The following is an 18841-nucleotide window of genomic DNA, read 5'->3' on the forward strand; positions in this document are numbered from 1 at the left end:
TAACACGTGATTTTCTTAGCGACAATTAGGTACTTTAAAGTAACTAGTAAAAAAAATAATCGTTTGCCAACTAGGTGAAATGAAATCATTTCTCCTATCGCAAACGATTATTAGACTGAACTCACTAGACTAAGCTAAGCAGCTCATTTAGCCTTAATACTTATTTAAATTCTGTAATCTTTTCGATTGGTAAGCGTACTGATTGATAGCCTTCTTCAGCTGCTTTACCAATAGAGACGATCATAATTGGGTGGAAACGTTCTTTATCTAATCCAACAGCTTCAGCAAGATTGTCTGCATCAAAGCCACCAATTGGATTCGTATCATAGCCATGTGCACGCGCAACTAGCATTAATTGCATAGCCACTAAGCTACCATCAATCTGAACAATTCGTTGCATTTGTTCTGTTGACAAGCTTTGATACATCGGCACAATCGCCGCTAACTGCTGATCTTTAACCTCTTGAGGCATTTTCCCTTGATCAACGGCTGCTTGATAAATTTCCTCTGCATATTCATGGCATTGCATATCACCAAAGATTAAAATCATCGCTGCTGAAGTCTCATTTTGACGCGTGTTAAAACGAATATAAGGCTTCAATTGCTCCTTGCCTTCTGCTGACTCAACCACTACAAAGCGCCAGGGCTGCATATTGACAGAAGATGGCGCTAAGTCTGCTTCTCTTAAAATTTGGTGCATTTCGCTATGTGCAATTTTGACAGTTGGGTCATAAACTCGAATCGATTTGCGTTCAAAAACTACTTGCGCAAAATCATTATTATGTAACATAAAAATATCCTCCTTCAAAACTAGTGACCATCATCATTTTTCAGATAATGGTTACCGATTTTTTACAACGAATATTTTTATCTTAGCATAAAAAAAATAATTAACAAAAAAACTTGCTTTAAAAAAAATCCTTTGCACTACCAAGCTGATAGGCAAAGGATGGATTGATTAGGTTGGTTCAATGGTGACGGTTACGTTTTGCACAGGAACATCATAAAAACGATCTTCTCTACGACCGAGGAAGTCTTTGGCTTGTTGTGGAAACAGCGCATAGCTCAAGAGGTCCTCTTCACTTTTAGCATATTGTTTGATTTCCTCAGCAAAACCTGGTAGCTGATCAGCAATTAAATCAGCTGGTCGACAGGTTATCGGCGTTTCTTCGCCAATAATTTTGACCTTTAATTCAGGATTAATCGCTACTGGCGGTTTGCCATAGAGCCCTTTGACATAATCCTTGATTTCTTTAGGGACTAGCTTGTAACGTTCACCAGCAATCACATTCATCAAGGCTTGCGTACCAACCATCTGTGAAAGTGGGGTAACTAGCGGAGGATAACCCAGATCTGCCCGCACTTTTGGCACCTCTTGTAAGACCTCTTCATATTTATCCGCTAATCCTTGTTCAGTTAGCTGACTTAATAGGTTCGATAGCATCCCACCAGGAACTTGATAAATGAGCGTTTTTGGCTCAGTATCCTTGACCTTAGGATTCAATAAGCCTTCATTGCGGAAACGATCACGAATTGGATTAAAATGCTCCGCAATTTTAGGTAAAACAGGCATCGCTAAGCCAGTTTCAAAGCCCATTTCATTTAAAGCCATGGCCACAGATTCAGTCGCTGGTTGGCTCGTCCCCCCTGCAAAAGAAGAAATCGCCGTATCAATGATATCCGCACCGGCTTTTGCACACATCAAATAGGTCATCTCTGCAATGCCGCTCGTTGCATGGGTATGCACCTCTAAAGGTAAATCGACGGCTGCTTTCATCCGACTCACTAATTCATAACCCACTTGCGGCATCAAGACACCCGCCATATCCTTGATACAGATAGAATCAGCGCCTAAAGCAGCCATCTCCTTGGCTAGTTGGACAAAATAATCCACCGTATGAATTTGGCTTGTCGTATATGAAATCGCTGTTTGGCAGTGACCACCGGCTTCTTTGGTCGCCGTAATGGCTGTTTGTAGATTACGCACATCGTTTAAAGCATCGAATATGCGAATAATGTCAATCCCATTTTCGATGGATTTTTGGACGAATTTGTACACAACATCATCGGCATAGTTTTTATAGCCGAGTAAATTTTGGCCACGTAAAAGCATTTGTAGCTTGGTATGTTTAATTTCTTTTCTAATTTGGCGCAATCTTTCCCAAGGATCCTCATTTAAAAAACGTAAACAAGCATCAAAGGTCGCCCCACCCCACATCTCAAGCGCATAAAAGCCGGCTTGATCCATGGTTTTTAAAATCGGTAGCATATCTTTAGTTGGCATGCGCGTAGCAATTTGACTTTGTTGACCATCGCGCAATACTGTTTCAGTAAAACGAATGATTCTATTCATAAGCTTCTCTCGTTTCTTTTGATTTTTGGCTGTTTATGTGCAATTAATTAATGAGTACTAAGGGATCACCAGGATTAACCATTGCACCTTGCGTGACATAAATCGCTTGAACAATTCCTGACTTATCCGCTACAATCTCATTTTCCATCTTCATTGCTTCTAAAATTAAAATTGGTTGGTTTTCCTCCACTTTTTGTCCTACTTCTACCAAAATTTTTAAAATATTTCCTGGCATTGGTGCCAATAATGCTTCTTGGCTAGCCGGTAGCGTATCTTGGTCTTGTGCTACTTTTGTTGTTGATTGCACTGGTGGTGTTGACATCGCCTGATTCATTGGCATTTGTGTCGGAGTATTGACTACTCCCTGCGGCGTACTTGGCTGATTCAGTGGCTGATTCGTTTGGACATCTAATTCTTCCATTTCGACCAAATACTCTTTTCCATCAATGGCTATTTTGAATTTTCTTAACATGATTTTTCCTCACTCACTTTTTCATAAATGGCTTTGATTTTCCACTTACTTTCTGGGTATTGCTCAGCAGCTAAACTCGCAGCAATAATACTGATTGTACTAATCGCTGGATTAACTTGATAAATGTGTTTGACTACAAATTGTGAATTCGGATGACTATCTGCAGCTAACGCACTAGCAATCAAGCTCACTCGCCTTTTTTCTTCCTCATCCGTCACTAAGGTATAAGTCGGTAGGGCCAAATAATCAACCTGTTTTAAAGGAGTAGTCACCGGCTTTTCATCTGTAGAAGTTGCCTTTTTTTTATTTTTCTTAAACCAACGACTAAACAAACTCATCTACTCACCTTCTTTGATAGCGTTTTCAAATGTTTCGTAATAAATAATTATTCCCTTGTTTATGTTATAATTTTACGCTTATTTTATTACAAAAATCAAGTCTTATTTGGTAGACAGTCGGACTTTGTTTCACAAAATAAAAATAGTCGTTTCCTAATCAACTTGATTAGAGAAACGACTCTAAGCTTATTCTTCTTTTTCATGCGCCTTTATTTTCTCTAAAACTTTTTTAGCGACAATCTCCGGCTTACTAAATGAGCGTAAATGTTCAAGAATATATAGAACAATCACTAAGACTAAAATCGCACCAGCTAAAAATAAGGTTTCTAATCCACCACCATGAGCCAGTAATAATTGACGTAAAATAGCCGTAATACTAATTAAAACTAGATATCTAACGGGAATATGATGGTCATCACGGACATAACGTAATAACATCAAAATAATCTCCAAAAGAATAAATAAAGTTGCGACTTCTTCAATCAATACATACAAGGACTCTGTTGATTTTAATGGAATCACTTCATGGACAATGGAATATAAGGCTTCGCCCATCACAATGATGATAATCACCACTAAAATGCCTAATAAAATATCGACAACAGTACTAACGATCTTTTGCATCTTCTCAAATTGGTTTTCTTTCATCCACAATCTAAGCTTGAATCTAAGGAAAATCCCCTTGATTCAGCCTCCTCCTTTTTATCTTAATCCCCTTTTTATCATAACATATTTGTAATCAGTTGGATATTTTTATGATTAGGCTATTTTTCAAATGCCTGATAATCAGTCTGACAATTGGACTTTGTAGCTAGCTAAAATACTTAGACTCACTATTTTAATTAATCTTCAGCTTCTAGATATTGATGAAAGGCTTGATACACTTCGTAATTATCGGTGCTTAAAACAACATGTAGGATGTATTCGCGATTTTCCGACATCCAATCAGCAATGGTCTCTATAATTAATGGAATTAACTTTTCACGTGGAAAGCCTGCACTGCCAAAGCCAAAAATTGGTAAAACCATCAGCTTTAAATTAAACTTTCTAGCTTGGTCTAATGCCTCCCAGTAACTATCAACAATACATTCTTCTGCATTGGCAACGAGACGATAATCAGGAATCACGGTATGAAAAATATATTTTGCATTAGAACCAAACCCTGGGGACACCATAATTTCCCCTGGATCTAAGTCCACAAATTGATCATAGTAGGGTAATATTGCTGGACCACACAACTGGCGAAGAGCATAGTCAATCGTATCTTTTTCGGCAGTTGAAAACTTCACATTATTGATAATACAATCAGACTGTAAATGGATTACATCCGCATATTCCAAATAAAGTTGACTTTTCTTCATTGTATCTTGATTACGAATAAAGATTAGTTTGATTAGTTCTTTAGATAAGAAAAATGGTTTTCCCCACGGATTGATTAATAGTCCTTGAATATTTGGCGTCTTTAGAGCTAATTCTAAAATTGACGCAATGGGATAAATTACACCACGAGCCTGACCATCTTTCATAAACTCATCCGAACTAGTAAAGCAAACAAAGGTTTCTTTGTCCTTTTCAACAAATAAACGAAACGGCTCCCAAGTTTTGCCATCATCGGTCGTTAATACTTCTTCTTTAGGGGTGGTATGATATTCTTCGTGTACCTTCATCTTTTCTAATTGTCGCACAGGAATAATCAACTCACCACCTAAAATCATTTTTAGACGAATGGCTTCCGTTAATTGGATGACCTCGTCAATACTTGGCTCTAGCGGAAGTTTGGCTAAAATCATTTCAATTCGCCGATGGTCGAGATTCGTTTCTGGCAACCATTCTCTCGCATATCGTAAATCTTCGGCTTTACGCAATGCACGCCGCAATCTCACCAAAGGAATGGGTAAAGTATCCTTGGTATAATACTCAATTGCCAAAACGCGTGCAAGCTTTTCTTCGAGCTTATTGCCAGCAGGGACAATTAAATAATCACCTGGATGGGCTAAAATATTTTCTAATAAAAAATAAGTCTGTTCCTTGGTTTCTTCAATCTCTACCCAAGCCAAAATATAGCTATCAATATTCACATGACGATAAGGTAAAGAATTAAAAATATGGCCTAAAAAGGTAGAGCCTTGCAGCATCAATTCATAAATTGCATCCACAATTTCTTTCCAGCCTGGGGTAAAAGACATTTGATGAATATCCCAGAAAAATTCCTCAATCTGGCCATTACGACGAACGATTTTCAGATAAACATCCGAATCATGTTGCTTTTTGCCTTCTTGAATATCTTCATCATCATGCCTAGAAAAGATTGATTGAAAGCCATCTAATAGATAAGCTACCCCTTCACGTTCAAATTCATAATACGTTCTTTGATTTGCTTCATCGATCTTTTCATAAATAATCTTTCTGCCCATTCGCACCAAAGATAACGTTTCTTCCTTAATCAAATATACTTGTTGCGATGTAATCAAAGAAACGGGCATGATTTGGTCAACATTTTTCAACTTAAAATCAATTCGTTCAATCTGTTCACCATAAGATTCAACCATAGCTGGGATTAAATTTGCTAATAATTCTTGCAATTTTGGCCAATTATTCGGTAACGGATACGCTCCACCATATTCTAAAACTGTCTCATCGGTTAAAGTATAGCTTACCTGCCAATAATTTGTCTCTTCTCCTGCTATATTATTTGCTTCATTTACATAACGTGGCCAATCTACCAATGATAATAAAGAAAATTTCTCAATCCATTCTTGGCTAGCTTTAGCATCAATAATACCGTTATGATAAGTATAAGTATCCGCTAGTCTTGAAAAGCTATAATATAGCTCTTGACCTTTTAACTGAAGCTCGATTGAAAGTTTTTCATGCAATGTATTGACACGAATAGCTAATTTTTGAAACATACTCATACCTATCCCCCCACGCAAAAAATTCACCTTGCTAAGCACACTTTTTCAGCCCCACTATTTGAAAAAGCGCTGCCAACAAAACTTTAAAATAAGTTCTTTTTCATCTACCATTTTAGCACAGAACTTCTCAAATGATGTAGGATTTATCTATTTTTGTTTGATAAAAAAAGATTAAAAGAAAGAACCAAATTAAAACTCTGGGTTTCTTTTAATCTTCAAAAATAATTTTTAATGCTTAAAATACGCTTACTGGTGTACCAACAGGCAATTGCTGATAAAACCATTTAGCATCTTCAATCGCTAGCTGGATACAGCCATGTGAGGTACCGATCCTCGTTACACCAAGCTTTAGACCTTGACTTTGAACATAAGGACCTTCATTGGTGGCTTTATCAATACTATGGAAAAGATATAAACCACCATCTTTCCAACCGACTGCATAATCGGCTCCACCAAATGTTGACCAAAAACTGGTAGCTCGATAATCATTGACCTGATAATGACCGGTTGGCGTTTCATAACCTGCTCTAGCCGTCTGACAAAGCATGGTATAAATAATTTGGTCACCAGACTTTACATAAACGCGCTTTTTAGCGATGCTGACTTCAATCGCTAAATCCTCGACCAAAGCTAAATTAGGCTTAGGACCGCCAGTCGTATAAAAATAATAATCCTGATTGCGATTTTGCGTTTGCTTTGCCTGTACCCAACCAATCACTGTATCAGGGAAAGCCACTTGATACCAAATGCCCATCTCATTTTCGACTGATTTTCGAGAAATAGCAGTAAAGCCACGATACTTCGCACCATCCGCTACTTTTAAGGCTTTAGTACTTGGATTTTGATAAATGACTGCATTGGTTGTTAGATATAAATGATTGACCTTCTGCTCATGGTTGACTGTTGGCGTTAAATCACGAAAAGCAAAGGCAGCATTAGAATTAGTGAAATGTTCATTTTGACTTTGCAGCTGAATAGTCTGTAAAGCCTTTAATTCAGCCTTAGGTGCTACTTGAATAACTGGCTGCATAGACGAGGTAGTTGTCTGCGCTTGCGACTGCTTCTTTTGCACAGGCTGAGCAGTTTTTGTTCTTTCCTTAGTTGTCTGAGTGCTGCTTTGCGTAGTAGACACAGATGTCTTCGTTTCCTTTGTTTCCTTCGTTTCTTTAGTAGCCTGGCTAGACTTAGTGTCTCTGGCTTTAGAAATAGTATCCTTGGTAGTCTTTTTGCTTGTGGAAACACTACTTGACTCAACACTTTTTTCTGTTCTATTTTCTTTAGACTTGCTAGCAATTGCTGTAGAAGATGAACTGGTTGTCTCTTTAGTCGTCATACTCTCTTTGCTTGACGTAGTAGCTATTGACGACTGCTTAACGGAAGCTGACGTCCATTCAGCTTTTTTGTCCGCATCGGCTTTGAACGCATCATTAGCAAAGATATTTTCTAAAAACATACCGCCACCAAAAGCAAGCGCAAGTATGATAAGATATAAGGCAAATTTTTTCATATTCTCCTCCGTCAGCCTTTACGATACCCTTCATTTTATGAAAAAAAATGAAAAATTACAAGCTAGTTGCCTCAATTGTCAACGAGATTTAATAAATATCTTGTGTCTGTGATTTACTTTAAGGTTAGATTAAGCTAAATTAACTATTCTGACTAACAGTTAGTATTTGAACAAAAGTTTGTTATACTAAGATAAGTAAAACGATGAAGAAAGGATTCGTAATTTGATTAAAGTTTATGGCTAAGAAGAAAAAAATCCAATCTGCACCGCCTAAAAAAGGCAAATTAAAGAAAAAGCGTACATTCAAATTCAGGAAGTTTTTACTTTTCTGTTTACTCGTCTTTTTGATGGTTCATTATCGTAGCCAGCTATCTGCAATTATTTTAGACAGTCTGCCCGGACAGTTTTCACAAGATTCTACGCAAACAAAAAATACAACCGCTCGTCAAAAAACGGGTGAAACCAAATCATTTGTCAAGATTTCACCACAAGGAGCGACTTTATATGCACAAGCTGATGATACCAGTAGCCAATTAGGCACGGTCAATGTTGGCGAAATCGTTACCTTCTTAGATCAAGTAGGGGATTATTATCATATCACTACGAATCATCAATCCACTGGCTATGTGAGTAAGACTCAAGCAACCTTGTTTAGTCAAACCATTCACGCGACACCAAATAGCCTCAAGCAAGCAGTCATTGTATTAAATCCTGGACATGGTGGCGATGATGTAGGTGCCTTAAGTAATGACGAAAATTATTATGAAAAAGATGTTACCTTAAGCACTGCCAAGGTAGTAAAAAAAGCACTAGAAGCAGCAGGAGCAACGGTGATTTTAACTCGTGACTTCGATGAAACTGAAAGCTTAGACAGTATTACCCAAAAATCAATGGAAGAGCAGGCTGATGTGTTTATTAGCTTCCACTTTGATTCCACGGATTATGCCAACATGGCTAGTGGGGTGACTACTTATTATTACTATTATACTTATCAAAATCTCGCTGAAACCATTAATGATCAATTAACTGACCTACTCCCATTGGAAAATCGTGGAGTAGAATATGGGGACTTTGAAGTTATTCGAGAGACTACCCAACCGTCATTATTATTGGAATTGGGGTATATGAATAATGATAGCGATTTGCAAACTATTTTAACCACCAGTTATCAAAATAAAGTTGCCAAAGCAATCGTCAATGGCTTAACTCAATATTTTAGTCAAACCAATAATTAACCTTATACTAAAAACCCATGATTGCATGTCAACGGACAATCATGGGTTTTCAGTATATATTTTTTATATGGATAAGGGAATTAACCTCGAAACAGCTTTATTCATTTGATTTTAATGCATCAATCATGTTGATACGTTGTAAACGAAAATGGGTAATCATCATCACGATAACGGTAAATAAAATCGTCATCCCACCAGCTAATAAATAGGCTAAAGGTTTAATTACAATTGGAAAAACAACCTGATTCATCGCCACCTGATTTAAAATAAAACCCGTTAAGATATAGCCGATGCCATAGCCCACTAAAATACCGAGTACGGTAAAGATGATATTTTCACGTACAATATACATGGTAACCTCACGATTAAAAAAGCCTAAGACCTTAATCGTGGAGAGTTCACGAATGCGTTCGGAGATATTAATATTGGTTAAATTATATAAAACCACTAAAGCTAACATCCCTGATAAAACCACAAAGATGATAACAATAATATCTAAGTTTTCCGTCATCTGCTTTTGCAAGTGAATCTGACCAGTAATCAAGGTCACATTACTTACTTTATTCGTTGCTAATAACGCTTTGGATAATTGTTTTTCTTGTTTTTTACTCATCGTCTGCGTTTTTAATAATAAGGCATTTGGCTGATAGCTCTTGGCAAAATGCTTTTGATAAAATTGTTTAGAAGTAATCAGATAATTTCCCACATAATAATTGGCCTCTGCGCTAACTTTTACCGAAAAATCTTGCCCTTCACTATTAGTTAAGGTGAGCGAATCCCCTTTAGCTAATTGCATCGATTTGGCTAAAGGCTGGGTAATAATCACCCCATCTTGTGGTAAGTCTAGCGCTTGTGTTGTATTTAGGCGATTTAAGGTAAGAAAGCTACGTTGCGCCTTTTGACTATTAAAGACTAATAACGGTACTGACTGACTAGCTTCATCAGCATGCTTGACCTCCAATGGTTGTAAATACACTTGAGTGGTCTCATGTACCTTTTTATTATCCGCTAAAATCTGATCAACCTCTTGAAAAGATTGCTTTTCACTATCATTTAAAGCAACTAAGCCTTGATAATGCACAATGGGACCAAATTGCCGATCAATGACTGACTCTAAGGAATTTTTTAAACCAACCCCCGCAACCATTAAGCCCGTACAGCCTGCAATCCCAATAATCGCCATGATCATTCTGGATTTGTATCGAAAAATATTCCGATAGCTAACCTTTTGATTAAAGCTTAATTTAGACCAAATTGGCTGAATATATTCAAGCAAAATACGTTTCCCTGGCTTTGGTGCTTTTGGTAACAGCAGACTCGCTGGTTTGGCATGTAATTCTTGCACTAAAACGATTAAAACCGCACCTAATGAGGCAAAAAAGCAAGCAATCGTTGCTTGAATAACAGCGAGCCAATCATAAGTTAAGTGTAAATGATTAAAAATATAAGTTGATTTTAAAAATAGATTGATGACTAAAGGTAAACTATTGCTACCTGCAATCGTACCTAAAACTATCCCAATAATCGTCGCTAAACTAGCATACAATACATATTTTTTAGAAATCGCTAGCTTAGAATAACCCAATGCTTTTAAAATACCAATTTCTCGTCGATTTTCCTCAACCATCCGCGTCATCGTGCTAAAAGTAATTAACGCTGCGATGAAAAAGAAAAAGACTGGAAAGACATTGGCAATGCCATCAATCTGTGTCGTCAAATCAATATAACTCTTAACACCTGCATTCTCATCTTTGGTATAAAATAGATATTTTGGTGCTTTTAAAGCAGCGATTTTGCTTTGTTGTGCAGCCAATGTTTGTTCATTAGCTTGAAGTTCAGCCTGCTGTTGAGTTAGTGCTTGCTGTTGTTGTGCTAACTGGGCTAAATTCGTTGTAATTTGCTCAGTAGCCGCTTGTTTTTGCACACCTTCAGGCAAAAGCTGCACTTGGGCTTGCTGTTGCTTTAATTGCTCACTTGCTTGCGTTAACTGCTGCTGTGCGTTGGTAAGCTGTTGTTTGGCTATAGCCAGCTTGGCCTTGGCTTGTTCGATTGGTTGCTGCGCTTTACTCTTGATTTCATTTAGTCGTTCAAAACTTCTAGGCTGTAATGCCTTTTTCAGCTGTTTTACTCGCTTTTCGACCTTTTTTTGATAGTCCTTACTGTATACTGGCAAATCAGCTAATTGCCTGTCCTGCAAATACAGGGCGCTATACACATCGGCTTTAAAATTTTCCTCTGGCAGATAGACAAAATAATCGACCGAACCATTTCCAACCGGTGCACTGCCACGCTCACTATTTGCGACAAATAAAGGACTTTGCACAAAACCGACGATTCGATAATTCTTTTGTTTTAAATCATCAGTCAGATCAATTGTTAGACGATCACCAAGTTGATAACCAGCTTTTTGAGCTTTGGCATCCAAAACTAACTCATCGGCCGCCTTAGGCAAATGACCAGCCACTAAAGAGAGCTGATTGAGTTGATCTTCTTGATTATAAGATAACAGTTCAAAAACCTGATTTTTCTTGGTATCCGCATAATATAGGATATAGCCAGGTTCAACAAGGACATCTGTCATCTTGTTTAAAATTTTTTCATCTTTTTTCGTTAATCCAGCTGTCGAAATGAGCTGAATATCAGCTAACTGTTGATGGCTTAACTGCTGATTAGCAGAATATTGCAGGCTAGGTGCGGCTGCTTTTACCCCAACAAATAGGAAAACTCCTAAAAAGATAATCAGCATAATTGATAAAAAGCGGCCCTTTGACTGTTTCAATTCACGCAAGCTAGCCTTTAAGTAGGTTGACTGTTTCATAAAATCCCCTCCTACCAAACAATCTCATCAATCGAAATTGGCTGCGGATTTTCAACGATTTTTTTCACCTTGGCATCATTTACATAAATCACCCGATCAGCAATTGGGGCCAAAGCCGAGTTATGGGTAATGATTAAGACGGTATTGCCATGATCGCGACTCGCATTTTGTAATAATTTCAGCACATGCTTACCTGTTTCAAAATCTAAGGCTCCAGTTGGCTCATCACATAACAATAGCTTAGGATTTTTGGCTAGGGCTCGTGCAATCGATACCCGTTGCTGCTCGCCTCCAGATAATTGGGCTGGAAAATTGTTCAGACGATGCGCTAAGCCCACCATCGTCAACACTTCAACAGGATCCATCGCATCTTTAGCTAGTTCAGTGGCTAATTCGACATTTTCCTTAGCAGTTAGATTAGGAACTAGATTATAAAACTGAAAAACAAAGCCCACATCCGTCCGACGATACGCCGTTAATTGTTTCTCATTAAATTTGGCAATATCCACACCATCAATCAAGATTTCGCCTTCATCAGGAGTGTCCATGCCTCCTAAAATATTCAAGACGGTTGATTTACCGGCACCACTCGGCCCTAAAATAATGGCCAATTCGCCTTTTTTTACGGAAAAAGACAGTTGATTGTTGGCAATAATCTCGGTTTCACCCATTTTATATTTTTTGGTTTCATTTCTTACTTCAATATAATCCATAAACAGGCTAATCATGAAAAATTCACGATTCAGCTTCCCTCCTTTTTAGTTGATTCCTTAACCATTCTCAATTGTTTCCACTTTCATTTTACAACTTTTTTCGTAAAGAATCATCTAAACACACCGTCAAAAAATGAACATACTGTTGATTTATTAACGCGTTGTTTAGTATACTATGATTGTCTACGTATAACAATCGGCAATTTTAAAAAAATTGTTATAAAAACGACAAATTTAAATTTTTTGTTCAATTATTCAATAAAAATTTTGGGAGGCTACATCATGGCTGGTACAATCAATAACCGTAGAAAACAATACACCAAACAAATTATCAAGGAATCATTTTTTGCTTTACTTCATGAGTATGATTTATCCAAAATTACCGTTAAGGCTATCGCCGAACACGCTGACATCAATCGTGGCACCTTTTATAATTATTACAGTGATCCAGCTGATTTATATGAAAAAATTCAACAAGAATATATTCAAAATGTCTTAGCCAAAATTACGGTCGCTCCCGATTATATTGAAGCCGCCTTGATTGATCTACTCACCCTTTTAAAAATCGATCCGATTCTCCAAGCACTAGCCCTAGAAAAACAGCACAGTGATGATTTTATCGAACAGTTATTAAGGCATGTCAAAGCCATCTCCTTGCCACGTTTTGCGCAAAATTATCCTCAAGCCTCCCCTGCGGAACTTGAATTGTACTTTGCCTACGCAACATTTGGCGCTATCGGTATGATAAAAAAATGGTTAATCAGTCGCTCCACACTCACACCGGAAGCCGTTGCCCACCAGCTCTTAGCTTTATTTTCAAGTAATATTGAAATTCCAGTCGAACAAAAAGGCTTAGAAAATGCTTGATCCATTCAAGTATTGAAGCGCATTTTAGTCATTTGTAAACAATCACCTTATCATAATCAAGGGATAGTCCTTTAGACGGATGAATTTTAACTAGCAATGTAGTAAAATAAAATTACAGATGTAAGGAATACAATTTTAAAGGAGTTAAAAAAATGTTTACTACAAAAAGAAATATTGTTTTATCAATTATCTTTTCTCTGATCACCTGTGGAATTTATATGCTATATTGGACAGTGAAATTAAACGATGAGCTAGTTTATATTAATCGTGACAATGAAACAAATCCAACTTCTGGTATTATGGTGTTATTATTTTCAATTATTACTTGTGGAATCTATAGCATTTATTGGAATTACAAAATGGGTGTGCGTTGTAACCAAATTAAAGAAGACAACGGGAATTTAGAAATCATCTTCTTATTATTATCTATTTTTGGTCTTGGAATTATTCCGCTATGTATTATGCAAGACATCGAGAATAATTCATTAGATGATTTAAACTTTTAAGGTAAAACTATGAAGCGCGAAATAGTCAAAAAAGAATTACAAACAATTAGCCTATTCTTGATATTAGGTTTCCTATACTATCTATGGTTATCGGTAACAAATATTGGCATTCCTTGCATCTTTAAATTGGTAACAGGCTGGCAATGTCCGGGCTGTGGCATTACCCATCTTTGTGTGGATTTACTCCACTTCCGCTTTGTTCAAGCCTACCAAGCCAATCAGTTTCTCTTTGTCACTGGACCTTTACTGCTTATAGAGTGGATTTACGTGTTTTGGCTAAAGGTGACTGGAAAAACTTTACCTAAGTGGAATCAAAGGCTAGTATTGCTTTACCTCATTGCCTTAATTATTTTTGGGATAGGACGTAACTTACTATAAACCTTGATAGATAGCTGAAAAATCTAATCATCAAAACTATTTTGCCAGCAAAGGCTGTTTGAACTTTACCAACTTCTGGAAGGTTCAAATGGCCTTTTTTGCATCGGTTTATGGCTAACATTCGACAAATTGCGTCTTCTTTCAGCCAAATAACCTAAATTACTAAAAATAAATTGACTTTTTGCCTTATTACCACTATATTTATTATTACGACTGATAATCATTCTCAGTTATTTTTGTCACGGAAGAGGTGAGTTGATGACGAGGCTAAAAGCAGAACAAATTACCGTAAATTATGGGGATAAAACCATTATTCAAAATTTAAGTTTAGCCTTACCTGATCAACAAATCATCGCAATTATCGGTGCGAACGGTTCAGGCAAGTCAACTTTGTTAAAAGCCCTCACACGTATTTTACCTTATCAAAAGGGGCAAATCATTTTAGATGGGCAACAATTAAAGCAACTCCCTACTTTAGAAGTGGCTAAAAAATTGGCCATTTTACCACAAAGCCCTGAACATATGGGCGATCTAACTGTTAAGGAATTAATCAGCTATGGTCGAACACCTTATCTCAATCGATTGGGACAATTAAAACAAGATGATTACCAAATAGTGGAATGGGCGATGAGCGCTACACACACCCTAGATTATCAAAATCAAGTACTCGATAGCCTATCAGGTGGGCAAAGACAACGTGTATGGATTGCCTTAGCTTTAGCTCAGCAAACCGAATATATCTTTCTTGATGAACCCACCACCTATTTAGATATTGCCCATCAATTAGAGATTTTGCAATTATTACAAAGCTTAAATCAAACGCAAAAACGAACGATTATTATGGTCTTACATGATATCAATCAAGCTGCCCGCTTTGCCGACTTTTTGATTGCCATGAAGGATGGACAAATCATTAAAGCCGGTACAGCCGATGAAGTGATTACCAAAGAGGTCTTACGTGAAATCTATCAAATTGATGCCACGATTGCGACAGATCCCAAAACCAAGCGTCCGATGCTTTTGACCTATGATTTATTAACAGATGAATAAGCTTAACCAAGCAAATAAACCAAAGGAGTAACCAAATGAAAAAAGTATTTTTCCTCTTATTTAGCCTAGTAGCCATTTTTACAGCTGGCTGTCAAAGCAATACCAAATCTACCACCGGAGCAAATGATAGTAGCCAAACGAGAATCTATCATGCCGAAAATGGAGAGATTAAGGTGCCTAAAAATCCTAAACGGGTCGTAGTCTTATCAGGCTATGCTGGTAATGTATTACAATTAGATGTTCCAGTTGTTGGGGCTGAAACCTGGTCTAAAAATGCCCCTTATCTCAGCAAACAATTAAAAAATGCCAAAGAAGTGTCTGAAGATGATTTAGAAGGGATTCTCGCTTTAAACCCTGATTTAATTATCGCCTTATCAACCGTTAAAAATTTAAATAAATTGCAAAAAATCGCCCCAACGGTTGTGTATACCTGGGGAAAATTGGATTATCTACAACAGCATATTGAAATCGGTAAGCTTTTAAATAAAGAAAAAGAAGCTACCAAATGGGTCAATACTTTCAAAAAAGAAGCTGAAGCTACTGGTCAAGCCATTCGACAAAAAATTGGCGAAAATACTACAGTATCCGTTATCGAGGCTTACGGAAAAGATTTATATGTCTATGGGGATAACTGGGCACGTGGAACAGAACTCCTTTACCAAACTATGCAATTAAAAATGCCCGAAAAAGTCAAAGCTGATGCCTTAAAAAATGGCTATTTTGCCCTATCTACTGAAGTATTACCAGAATATATGGGAGATTATGTCATTTTAAGTAAATATAGTGAGGCAGACTTAAGCTTTGAACAAACTAGTGCCTACCAAAACACACCTGCTGTAGTCAATCATCATGTTTACACGATGCAAGGAGAGGGTGCTTCATTTAATGATCCGATTACCCTAGAAAAACAACTAGCCTTCTTTAAAAAGGCCTTTCTTGGATAAAAAATTGACCAAATCACTAACCAATCGATTGATTAGTGATTTGGTCTTATTATGCTATTAAGGAGGAAAACCTGTGCCAATCATCAAAACCAGTATGAGCAAGTATTTTTTCTACCTGCTAGTTTGCACTCTATTATTCATTGGCGCCTTTTTACTATCTTTGCGTTTTGGTGCAGCCAAAATTGATTTTGAGGCAATTGGGCAAGCGATTTTTACTACTAAACATTCAGCAAGCATTGATTTACTTAGAGAAATTCGCTTACCACGAAGTTTAGCTGCCTTAATCGTCGGTGCTGCTTTAGCAATCGCAGGGGCTTTAATACAAGGACTAACGCATAACCCCATCGCCGAACCAAGTATCTTAGGGCTATCATCAGGAGCTTATGCTTGTTATGCTTTCTCTTTAGTTCTACTACCTAATCAAAGCTATCTTATTACTTTAATCATCTGTATGCTAGGGGCTGCGCTAACAGGTTGGCTAGTATTAGGCTTAGCAAATCATCGAACACAAGGGCTAAGTCCAATGCGTTTAATCCTAACAGGTGCAGCGATTTCCATCTTATTTAATGCACTCGCTCAAATGATCGGTTTAAGCTTTCAATTAACCAAAGACTTATCCATGTGGACAGCTAGTGGCGTAAATGGGGTCAATTGGGCCCAATTAAAAATCATCTTCCCTTTTGGCTTACTAGGTGGCGCTTTAGCTTTCTATATCGCTCGCCCATTGACCCTGCTTGCCCTTTCCGAAGAAACCGCAATCGGCTTAGGACAAAATATCCGAAAAATCCGCCTGATTAGTGTCATAGCAATTATTTTATTGACTGCTAGCAGTGTTGCCTTAGCGGGGAATTTAACCTTTGTAGGACTAATGATTCCTCAAATCATCCGTCGCTTAGCTGGCAGTAATTATCAACGGACCTTACCGTTGAGCGCTTTAACCGGGGCAAGCTTTTTAATGTTGGCGGATACCATCGCTAGAACCATTCATGCGCCTTATGAAACACCTTTAATTGCTATCGTATCCGTGGTCGGCTTTCCTTTCTTCATCTATCTTGTGAAAAAGGAGGGAACTAAATGAAAGCAATGTTTAAAGCTCAACACTCTTTTACCACCAAGCTCATTAGTTTGGTTATCGTCTTGCTGATATTCATTCTAATCAGCTTATGTAGTGGCCACAGCGCTTTATCGCTTCAACGTATCCCTGCAATTTTACTTGGTCAAGGCGATTTTAAAGAAAACTTTATTTTTTATCAAATTCGTTTACCAAGGATGATTTTAACGGTGCTGGTTGGTGCCGCCTTAGCCTTTGCCGGTTCAATCTTGCAAGGTATCACTAAAAATCCTTTAGCTGATCCTGGGATTATCGGTGTTAATGCCGGTAGTGGCTTAGCTATTGCCATTACCTTTTTATTTATCCCATTAGAGGCTCAACAATTTGGCTTCATCCTACCTTTAATTGGGATGCTGGGTGGATTAATTGCTGGCTTTTTCCCATATATTTTATCCATCAGACGTTTCCGTGGCATCCAAGTCGTTACTTATACGCTAATTGGCGTGGGACTTGCGACCGCCTTGTCTGGAGCGATGATGCTGATTATTTCGGCAACTGATCGGACAAAAGTAGACTTTATCGCCAAATGGCTAGCTGGTAATCTCTGGGGCACAGATTGGCAATATATTCTAGGCTTATTCCCGTGGTTATTCATTATTGCCGGTATCACACTCTTTAAATTACATACCCTTAATCTCTTACAATTCGACGAAACCACGGCGATGAATCTAGGGATCAACCTAAAAACTGAACGAATGATTTTGCTAACCTTAGCGATTTTAGCTAGCGCCAGTGCCGCAGCCATTGCTGGTAATATTAGCTTTATCGGTTTAATGGCTCCCCATTTAGCTAAAAGAATAGTTCGTCCGCGCTTTCAACAAGTATTACCTGTTGCCGTATTGCTGGGTGCCATTTTATTATTAATCGCCGATACTATTAGTCGCAGTATTTTACCCACACCGATTCCGACTGGGATTATTGTTGCCATTATCGGTGCTCCCTATTTTCTATACCTAATGAAAAGGGTGTAGGAAATAAATATAAAATAGAACCTAAAGACCGAGAGAACAACGAAGAATCTCCGTTATTCTCTCGGCCTATTCATATAAGGAACCACCATTTATTTGGACAAATAAAACTTCGCAAATATTTATTGGACAATTAGTTTTTTCGCTTTTTCAAATTCAGCAGATAACTTTTCTTTAAACAATTCAATCTCTTCTATACTCATTCCTGGCTCCACTTCAGAACATATCTCTGGAACTTCTCGACTTAAATAATAAACTGCTTCTGGTTGTTCAGAATACATTTCTTCATAATCATCAACCAACACATCTTCTAAGGTTATCGAAAAATCGAAAATATCTTCTGGAGTATTATGAAGGAAATCCTCAACTAAAGCTATCATCATTTTAAATTTCATATCCATCACCCTTTTTATTTCTAGAAAAAGGTACCACGCATTTAACTGTATCTACTACTTTAGACAATGGAAACTATATATTTTCGCGAATTAATAGCTCTATTGTACTATTCAGTCATTTTGATATTGGTTTATATAAGCTTTATTTATCCAATATATTTTTTATCGGTAAAAATATATTGATTTACATCATTCTCAAACAATCATACAACTACAAAGAAAAAGAATTAGGATTAAGACCTATATTGATTTACATCATTCTCAAACAAGT

18 protein-coding genes are annotated in these 18841 nt (G+C 37.4%); 8 read left to right on the top strand and 10 right to left on the bottom strand.

Going from position 1 to position 18841, the window contains the following annotated elements; all coding sequences use genetic code 11:
• Positions 1-160 precede the first annotated feature (160 nt).
• From RK02_RS07980 to RK02_RS08010, 7 genes are all read right to left on the bottom strand, one after another.
• Positions 161-790 carry a nitroreductase family protein gene (locus RK02_RS07980; RefSeq protein WP_016183725.1) on the bottom strand — a complete coding sequence of 210 codons (630 nt, stop codon included), beginning with the start codon at positions 788-790 and terminating at the stop codon, positions 161-163.
• Between the two features lie 168 nt (positions 791-958).
• Positions 959-2353, bottom strand: a complete 1395-nt coding sequence (locus RK02_RS07985; RefSeq protein ID WP_016183726.1) for an oxaloacetate decarboxylase subunit alpha — start codon at positions 2351-2353, stop codon at positions 959-961.
• Positions 2354-2396: 43 nt separating this feature from the next.
• Positions 2397-2825 (bottom strand): biotin/lipoyl-containing protein, encoded by a 429-nt coding sequence (locus RK02_RS07990; protein ID WP_016183727.1) that lies wholly within the window; start codon positions 2823-2825, stop codon positions 2397-2399.
• A complete protein-coding gene (locus RK02_RS07995; protein ID WP_016183728.1) occupies positions 2819-3163 on the bottom strand; it encodes a hypothetical protein in 345 nt (114 codons plus the stop codon). Before RK02_RS07995 ends, RK02_RS07990 begins: the two co-directional genes overlap by 7 nt.
• A 186-nt stretch (positions 3164-3349) precedes the next feature.
• Positions 3350-3811, bottom strand: coding sequence for a phosphate-starvation-inducible PsiE family protein (locus RK02_RS08000; RefSeq protein WP_016183729.1), 462 nt, complete (start codon positions 3809-3811; stop codon positions 3350-3352).
• A 194-nt stretch (positions 3812-4005) separates the two neighbouring features.
• Positions 4006-6078 carry a macro domain-containing protein gene (locus RK02_RS08005; protein WP_016183730.1) on the bottom strand — a complete coding sequence of 691 codons (2073 nt, stop codon included), beginning with the start codon at positions 6076-6078 and terminating at the stop codon, positions 4006-4008.
• A 235-nt stretch (positions 6079-6313) separates the two neighbouring features.
• Entirely contained in the window at positions 6314-7585 is a 1272-nt protein-coding gene (locus RK02_RS08010) for a L,D-transpeptidase family protein (RefSeq protein WP_016183731.1), read from the bottom strand.
• A 236-nt stretch (positions 7586-7821) separates the two neighbouring features.
• Here RK02_RS08010 and RK02_RS08015 point away from each other — a divergent pair, with 236 nt between their 5' ends.
• The gene (locus RK02_RS08015) at positions 7822-8820 is read left to right on the top strand and encodes an N-acetylmuramoyl-L-alanine amidase (RefSeq protein WP_016183732.1); all 999 of its coding nucleotides are present in this window, start codon (positions 7822-7824) and stop codon (positions 8818-8820) included.
• A gap of 97 nt (positions 8821-8917) precedes the next feature.
• Here the strand turns inward: RK02_RS08015 and RK02_RS08020 are convergent, their stop codons facing one another.
• A complete protein-coding gene (locus tag RK02_RS08020; RefSeq protein WP_016183733.1) occupies positions 8918-11638 on the bottom strand; it encodes an ABC transporter permease in 2721 nt (906 codons plus the stop codon).
• Between the two features lie 11 nt (positions 11639-11649).
• Complete coding sequence (locus tag RK02_RS08025; protein WP_026231399.1) at positions 11650-12351, bottom strand: ABC transporter ATP-binding protein; 702 nt, start codon at positions 12349-12351, stop codon at positions 11650-11652.
• 282 nt (positions 12352-12633) lie between these two features.
• Here RK02_RS08025 and RK02_RS08030 point away from each other — a divergent pair, with 282 nt between their 5' ends.
• The 7 genes from RK02_RS08030 (at position 12634) to RK02_RS08060 (ending at position 18178) form a co-directional block, all read left to right on the top strand.
• Entirely contained in the window at positions 12634-13218 is a 585-nt protein-coding gene (locus RK02_RS08030) for a TetR/AcrR family transcriptional regulator (protein ID WP_016183735.1), read from the top strand.
• Positions 13219-13370: 152 nt separating this feature from the next.
• Positions 13371-13724: a DUF4234 domain-containing protein gene (locus tag RK02_RS08035; RefSeq protein ID WP_016183736.1), complete on the top strand. Its 354-nt coding sequence runs from the start codon at positions 13371-13373 to the stop codon at positions 13722-13724.
• Between the two features lie 9 nt (positions 13725-13733).
• On the top strand, positions 13734-14102 hold the full coding sequence (locus tag RK02_RS08040; protein ID WP_016183737.1) for a DUF2752 domain-containing protein: 369 nt from the start codon (positions 13734-13736) through the stop codon (positions 14100-14102).
• 258 nt (positions 14103-14360) lie between these two features.
• A complete protein-coding gene (locus RK02_RS08045; protein WP_016183738.1) occupies positions 14361-15152 on the top strand; it encodes an ABC transporter ATP-binding protein in 792 nt (263 codons plus the stop codon).
• Positions 15153-15187: 35 nt separating this feature from the next.
• Complete coding sequence (locus RK02_RS08050; protein ID WP_016183739.1) at positions 15188-16096, top strand: iron-hydroxamate ABC transporter substrate-binding protein; 909 nt, start codon at positions 15188-15190, stop codon at positions 16094-16096.
• Between the two features lie 73 nt (positions 16097-16169).
• Positions 16170-17174 (top strand): FecCD family ABC transporter permease, encoded by a 1005-nt coding sequence (locus tag RK02_RS08055; protein WP_016183740.1) that lies wholly within the window; start codon positions 16170-16172, stop codon positions 17172-17174.
• On the top strand, positions 17171-18178 hold the full coding sequence (locus tag RK02_RS08060) for a FecCD family ABC transporter permease (RefSeq protein WP_016183741.1): 1008 nt from the start codon (positions 17171-17173) through the stop codon (positions 18176-18178). The genes RK02_RS08055 and RK02_RS08060 overlap by 4 nt, the downstream gene beginning before the upstream one ends.
• Positions 18179-18297: 119 nt before the next feature.
• On the opposite strand, the gene RK02_RS08065 is transcribed toward RK02_RS08060, so the two are convergent.
• Positions 18298-18570, bottom strand: a complete 273-nt coding sequence (locus RK02_RS08065; protein WP_016183742.1) for a hypothetical protein — start codon at positions 18568-18570, stop codon at positions 18298-18300.
• Positions 18571-18841 lie beyond the last annotated feature (271 nt).

It is taken from the genome of Enterococcus columbae DSM 7374 = ATCC 51263 (genome assembly GCF_000406925.1).
Lineage (GTDB): Bacteria > Bacillota > Bacilli > Lactobacillales > Enterococcaceae > Enterococcus_E > Enterococcus_E columbae.

Bases quoted from the DNA above. Each gene is read 5' to 3' on its own strand.
- RK02_RS07980 (WP_016183725.1), bottom strand. From the start codon at position 790: ATGTTACATAATAATGATTTTGCGCAAGTAGTTTTTGAACGCAAATCG.
- RK02_RS07985 (WP_016183726.1), bottom strand. From the start codon at position 2,353: ATGAATAGAATCATTCGTTTTACTGAAACAGTATTGCGCGATGGTCAA.
- RK02_RS07990 (WP_016183727.1), bottom strand. From the start codon at position 2,825: ATGTTAAGAAAATTCAAAATAGCCATTGATGGAAAAGAGTATTTGGTC.
- RK02_RS07995 (WP_016183728.1), bottom strand. From the start codon at position 3,163: ATGAGTTTGTTTAGTCGTTGGTTTAAGAAAAATAAAAAAAAGGCAACT.
- RK02_RS08000 (WP_016183729.1), bottom strand. From the start codon at position 3,811: ATGAAAGAAAACCAATTTGAGAAGATGCAAAAGATCGTTAGTACTGTT.
- RK02_RS08005 (WP_016183730.1), bottom strand. From the start codon at position 6,078: ATGAGTATGTTTCAAAAATTAGCTATTCGTGTCAATACATTGCATGAA.
- RK02_RS08010 (WP_016183731.1), bottom strand. From the start codon at position 7,585: ATGAAAAAATTTGCCTTATATCTTATCATACTTGCGCTTGCTTTTGGT.
- RK02_RS08015 (WP_016183732.1), top strand. From the start codon at position 7,822: ATGGCTAAGAAGAAAAAAATCCAATCTGCACCGCCTAAAAAAGGCAAA.
- RK02_RS08020 (WP_016183733.1), bottom strand. From the start codon at position 11,638: ATGAAACAGTCAACCTACTTAAAGGCTAGCTTGCGTGAATTGAAACAG.
- RK02_RS08025 (WP_026231399.1), bottom strand. From the start codon at position 12,351: ATGGATTATATTGAAGTAAGAAATGAAACCAAAAAATATAAAATGGGT.
- RK02_RS08030 (WP_016183735.1), top strand. From the start codon at position 12,634: ATGGCTGGTACAATCAATAACCGTAGAAAACAATACACCAAACAAATT.
- RK02_RS08035 (WP_016183736.1), top strand. From the start codon at position 13,371: ATGTTTACTACAAAAAGAAATATTGTTTTATCAATTATCTTTTCTCTG.
- RK02_RS08040 (WP_016183737.1), top strand. From the start codon at position 13,734: ATGAAGCGCGAAATAGTCAAAAAAGAATTACAAACAATTAGCCTATTC.
- RK02_RS08045 (WP_016183738.1), top strand. From the start codon at position 14,361: ATGACGAGGCTAAAAGCAGAACAAATTACCGTAAATTATGGGGATAAA.
- RK02_RS08050 (WP_016183739.1), top strand. From the start codon at position 15,188: ATGAAAAAAGTATTTTTCCTCTTATTTAGCCTAGTAGCCATTTTTACA.
- RK02_RS08060 (WP_016183741.1), top strand. From the start codon at position 17,171: ATGAAAGCAATGTTTAAAGCTCAACACTCTTTTACCACCAAGCTCATT.
- RK02_RS08065 (WP_016183742.1), bottom strand. From the start codon at position 18,570: ATGAAATTTAAAATGATGATAGCTTTAGTTGAGGATTTCCTTCATAAT.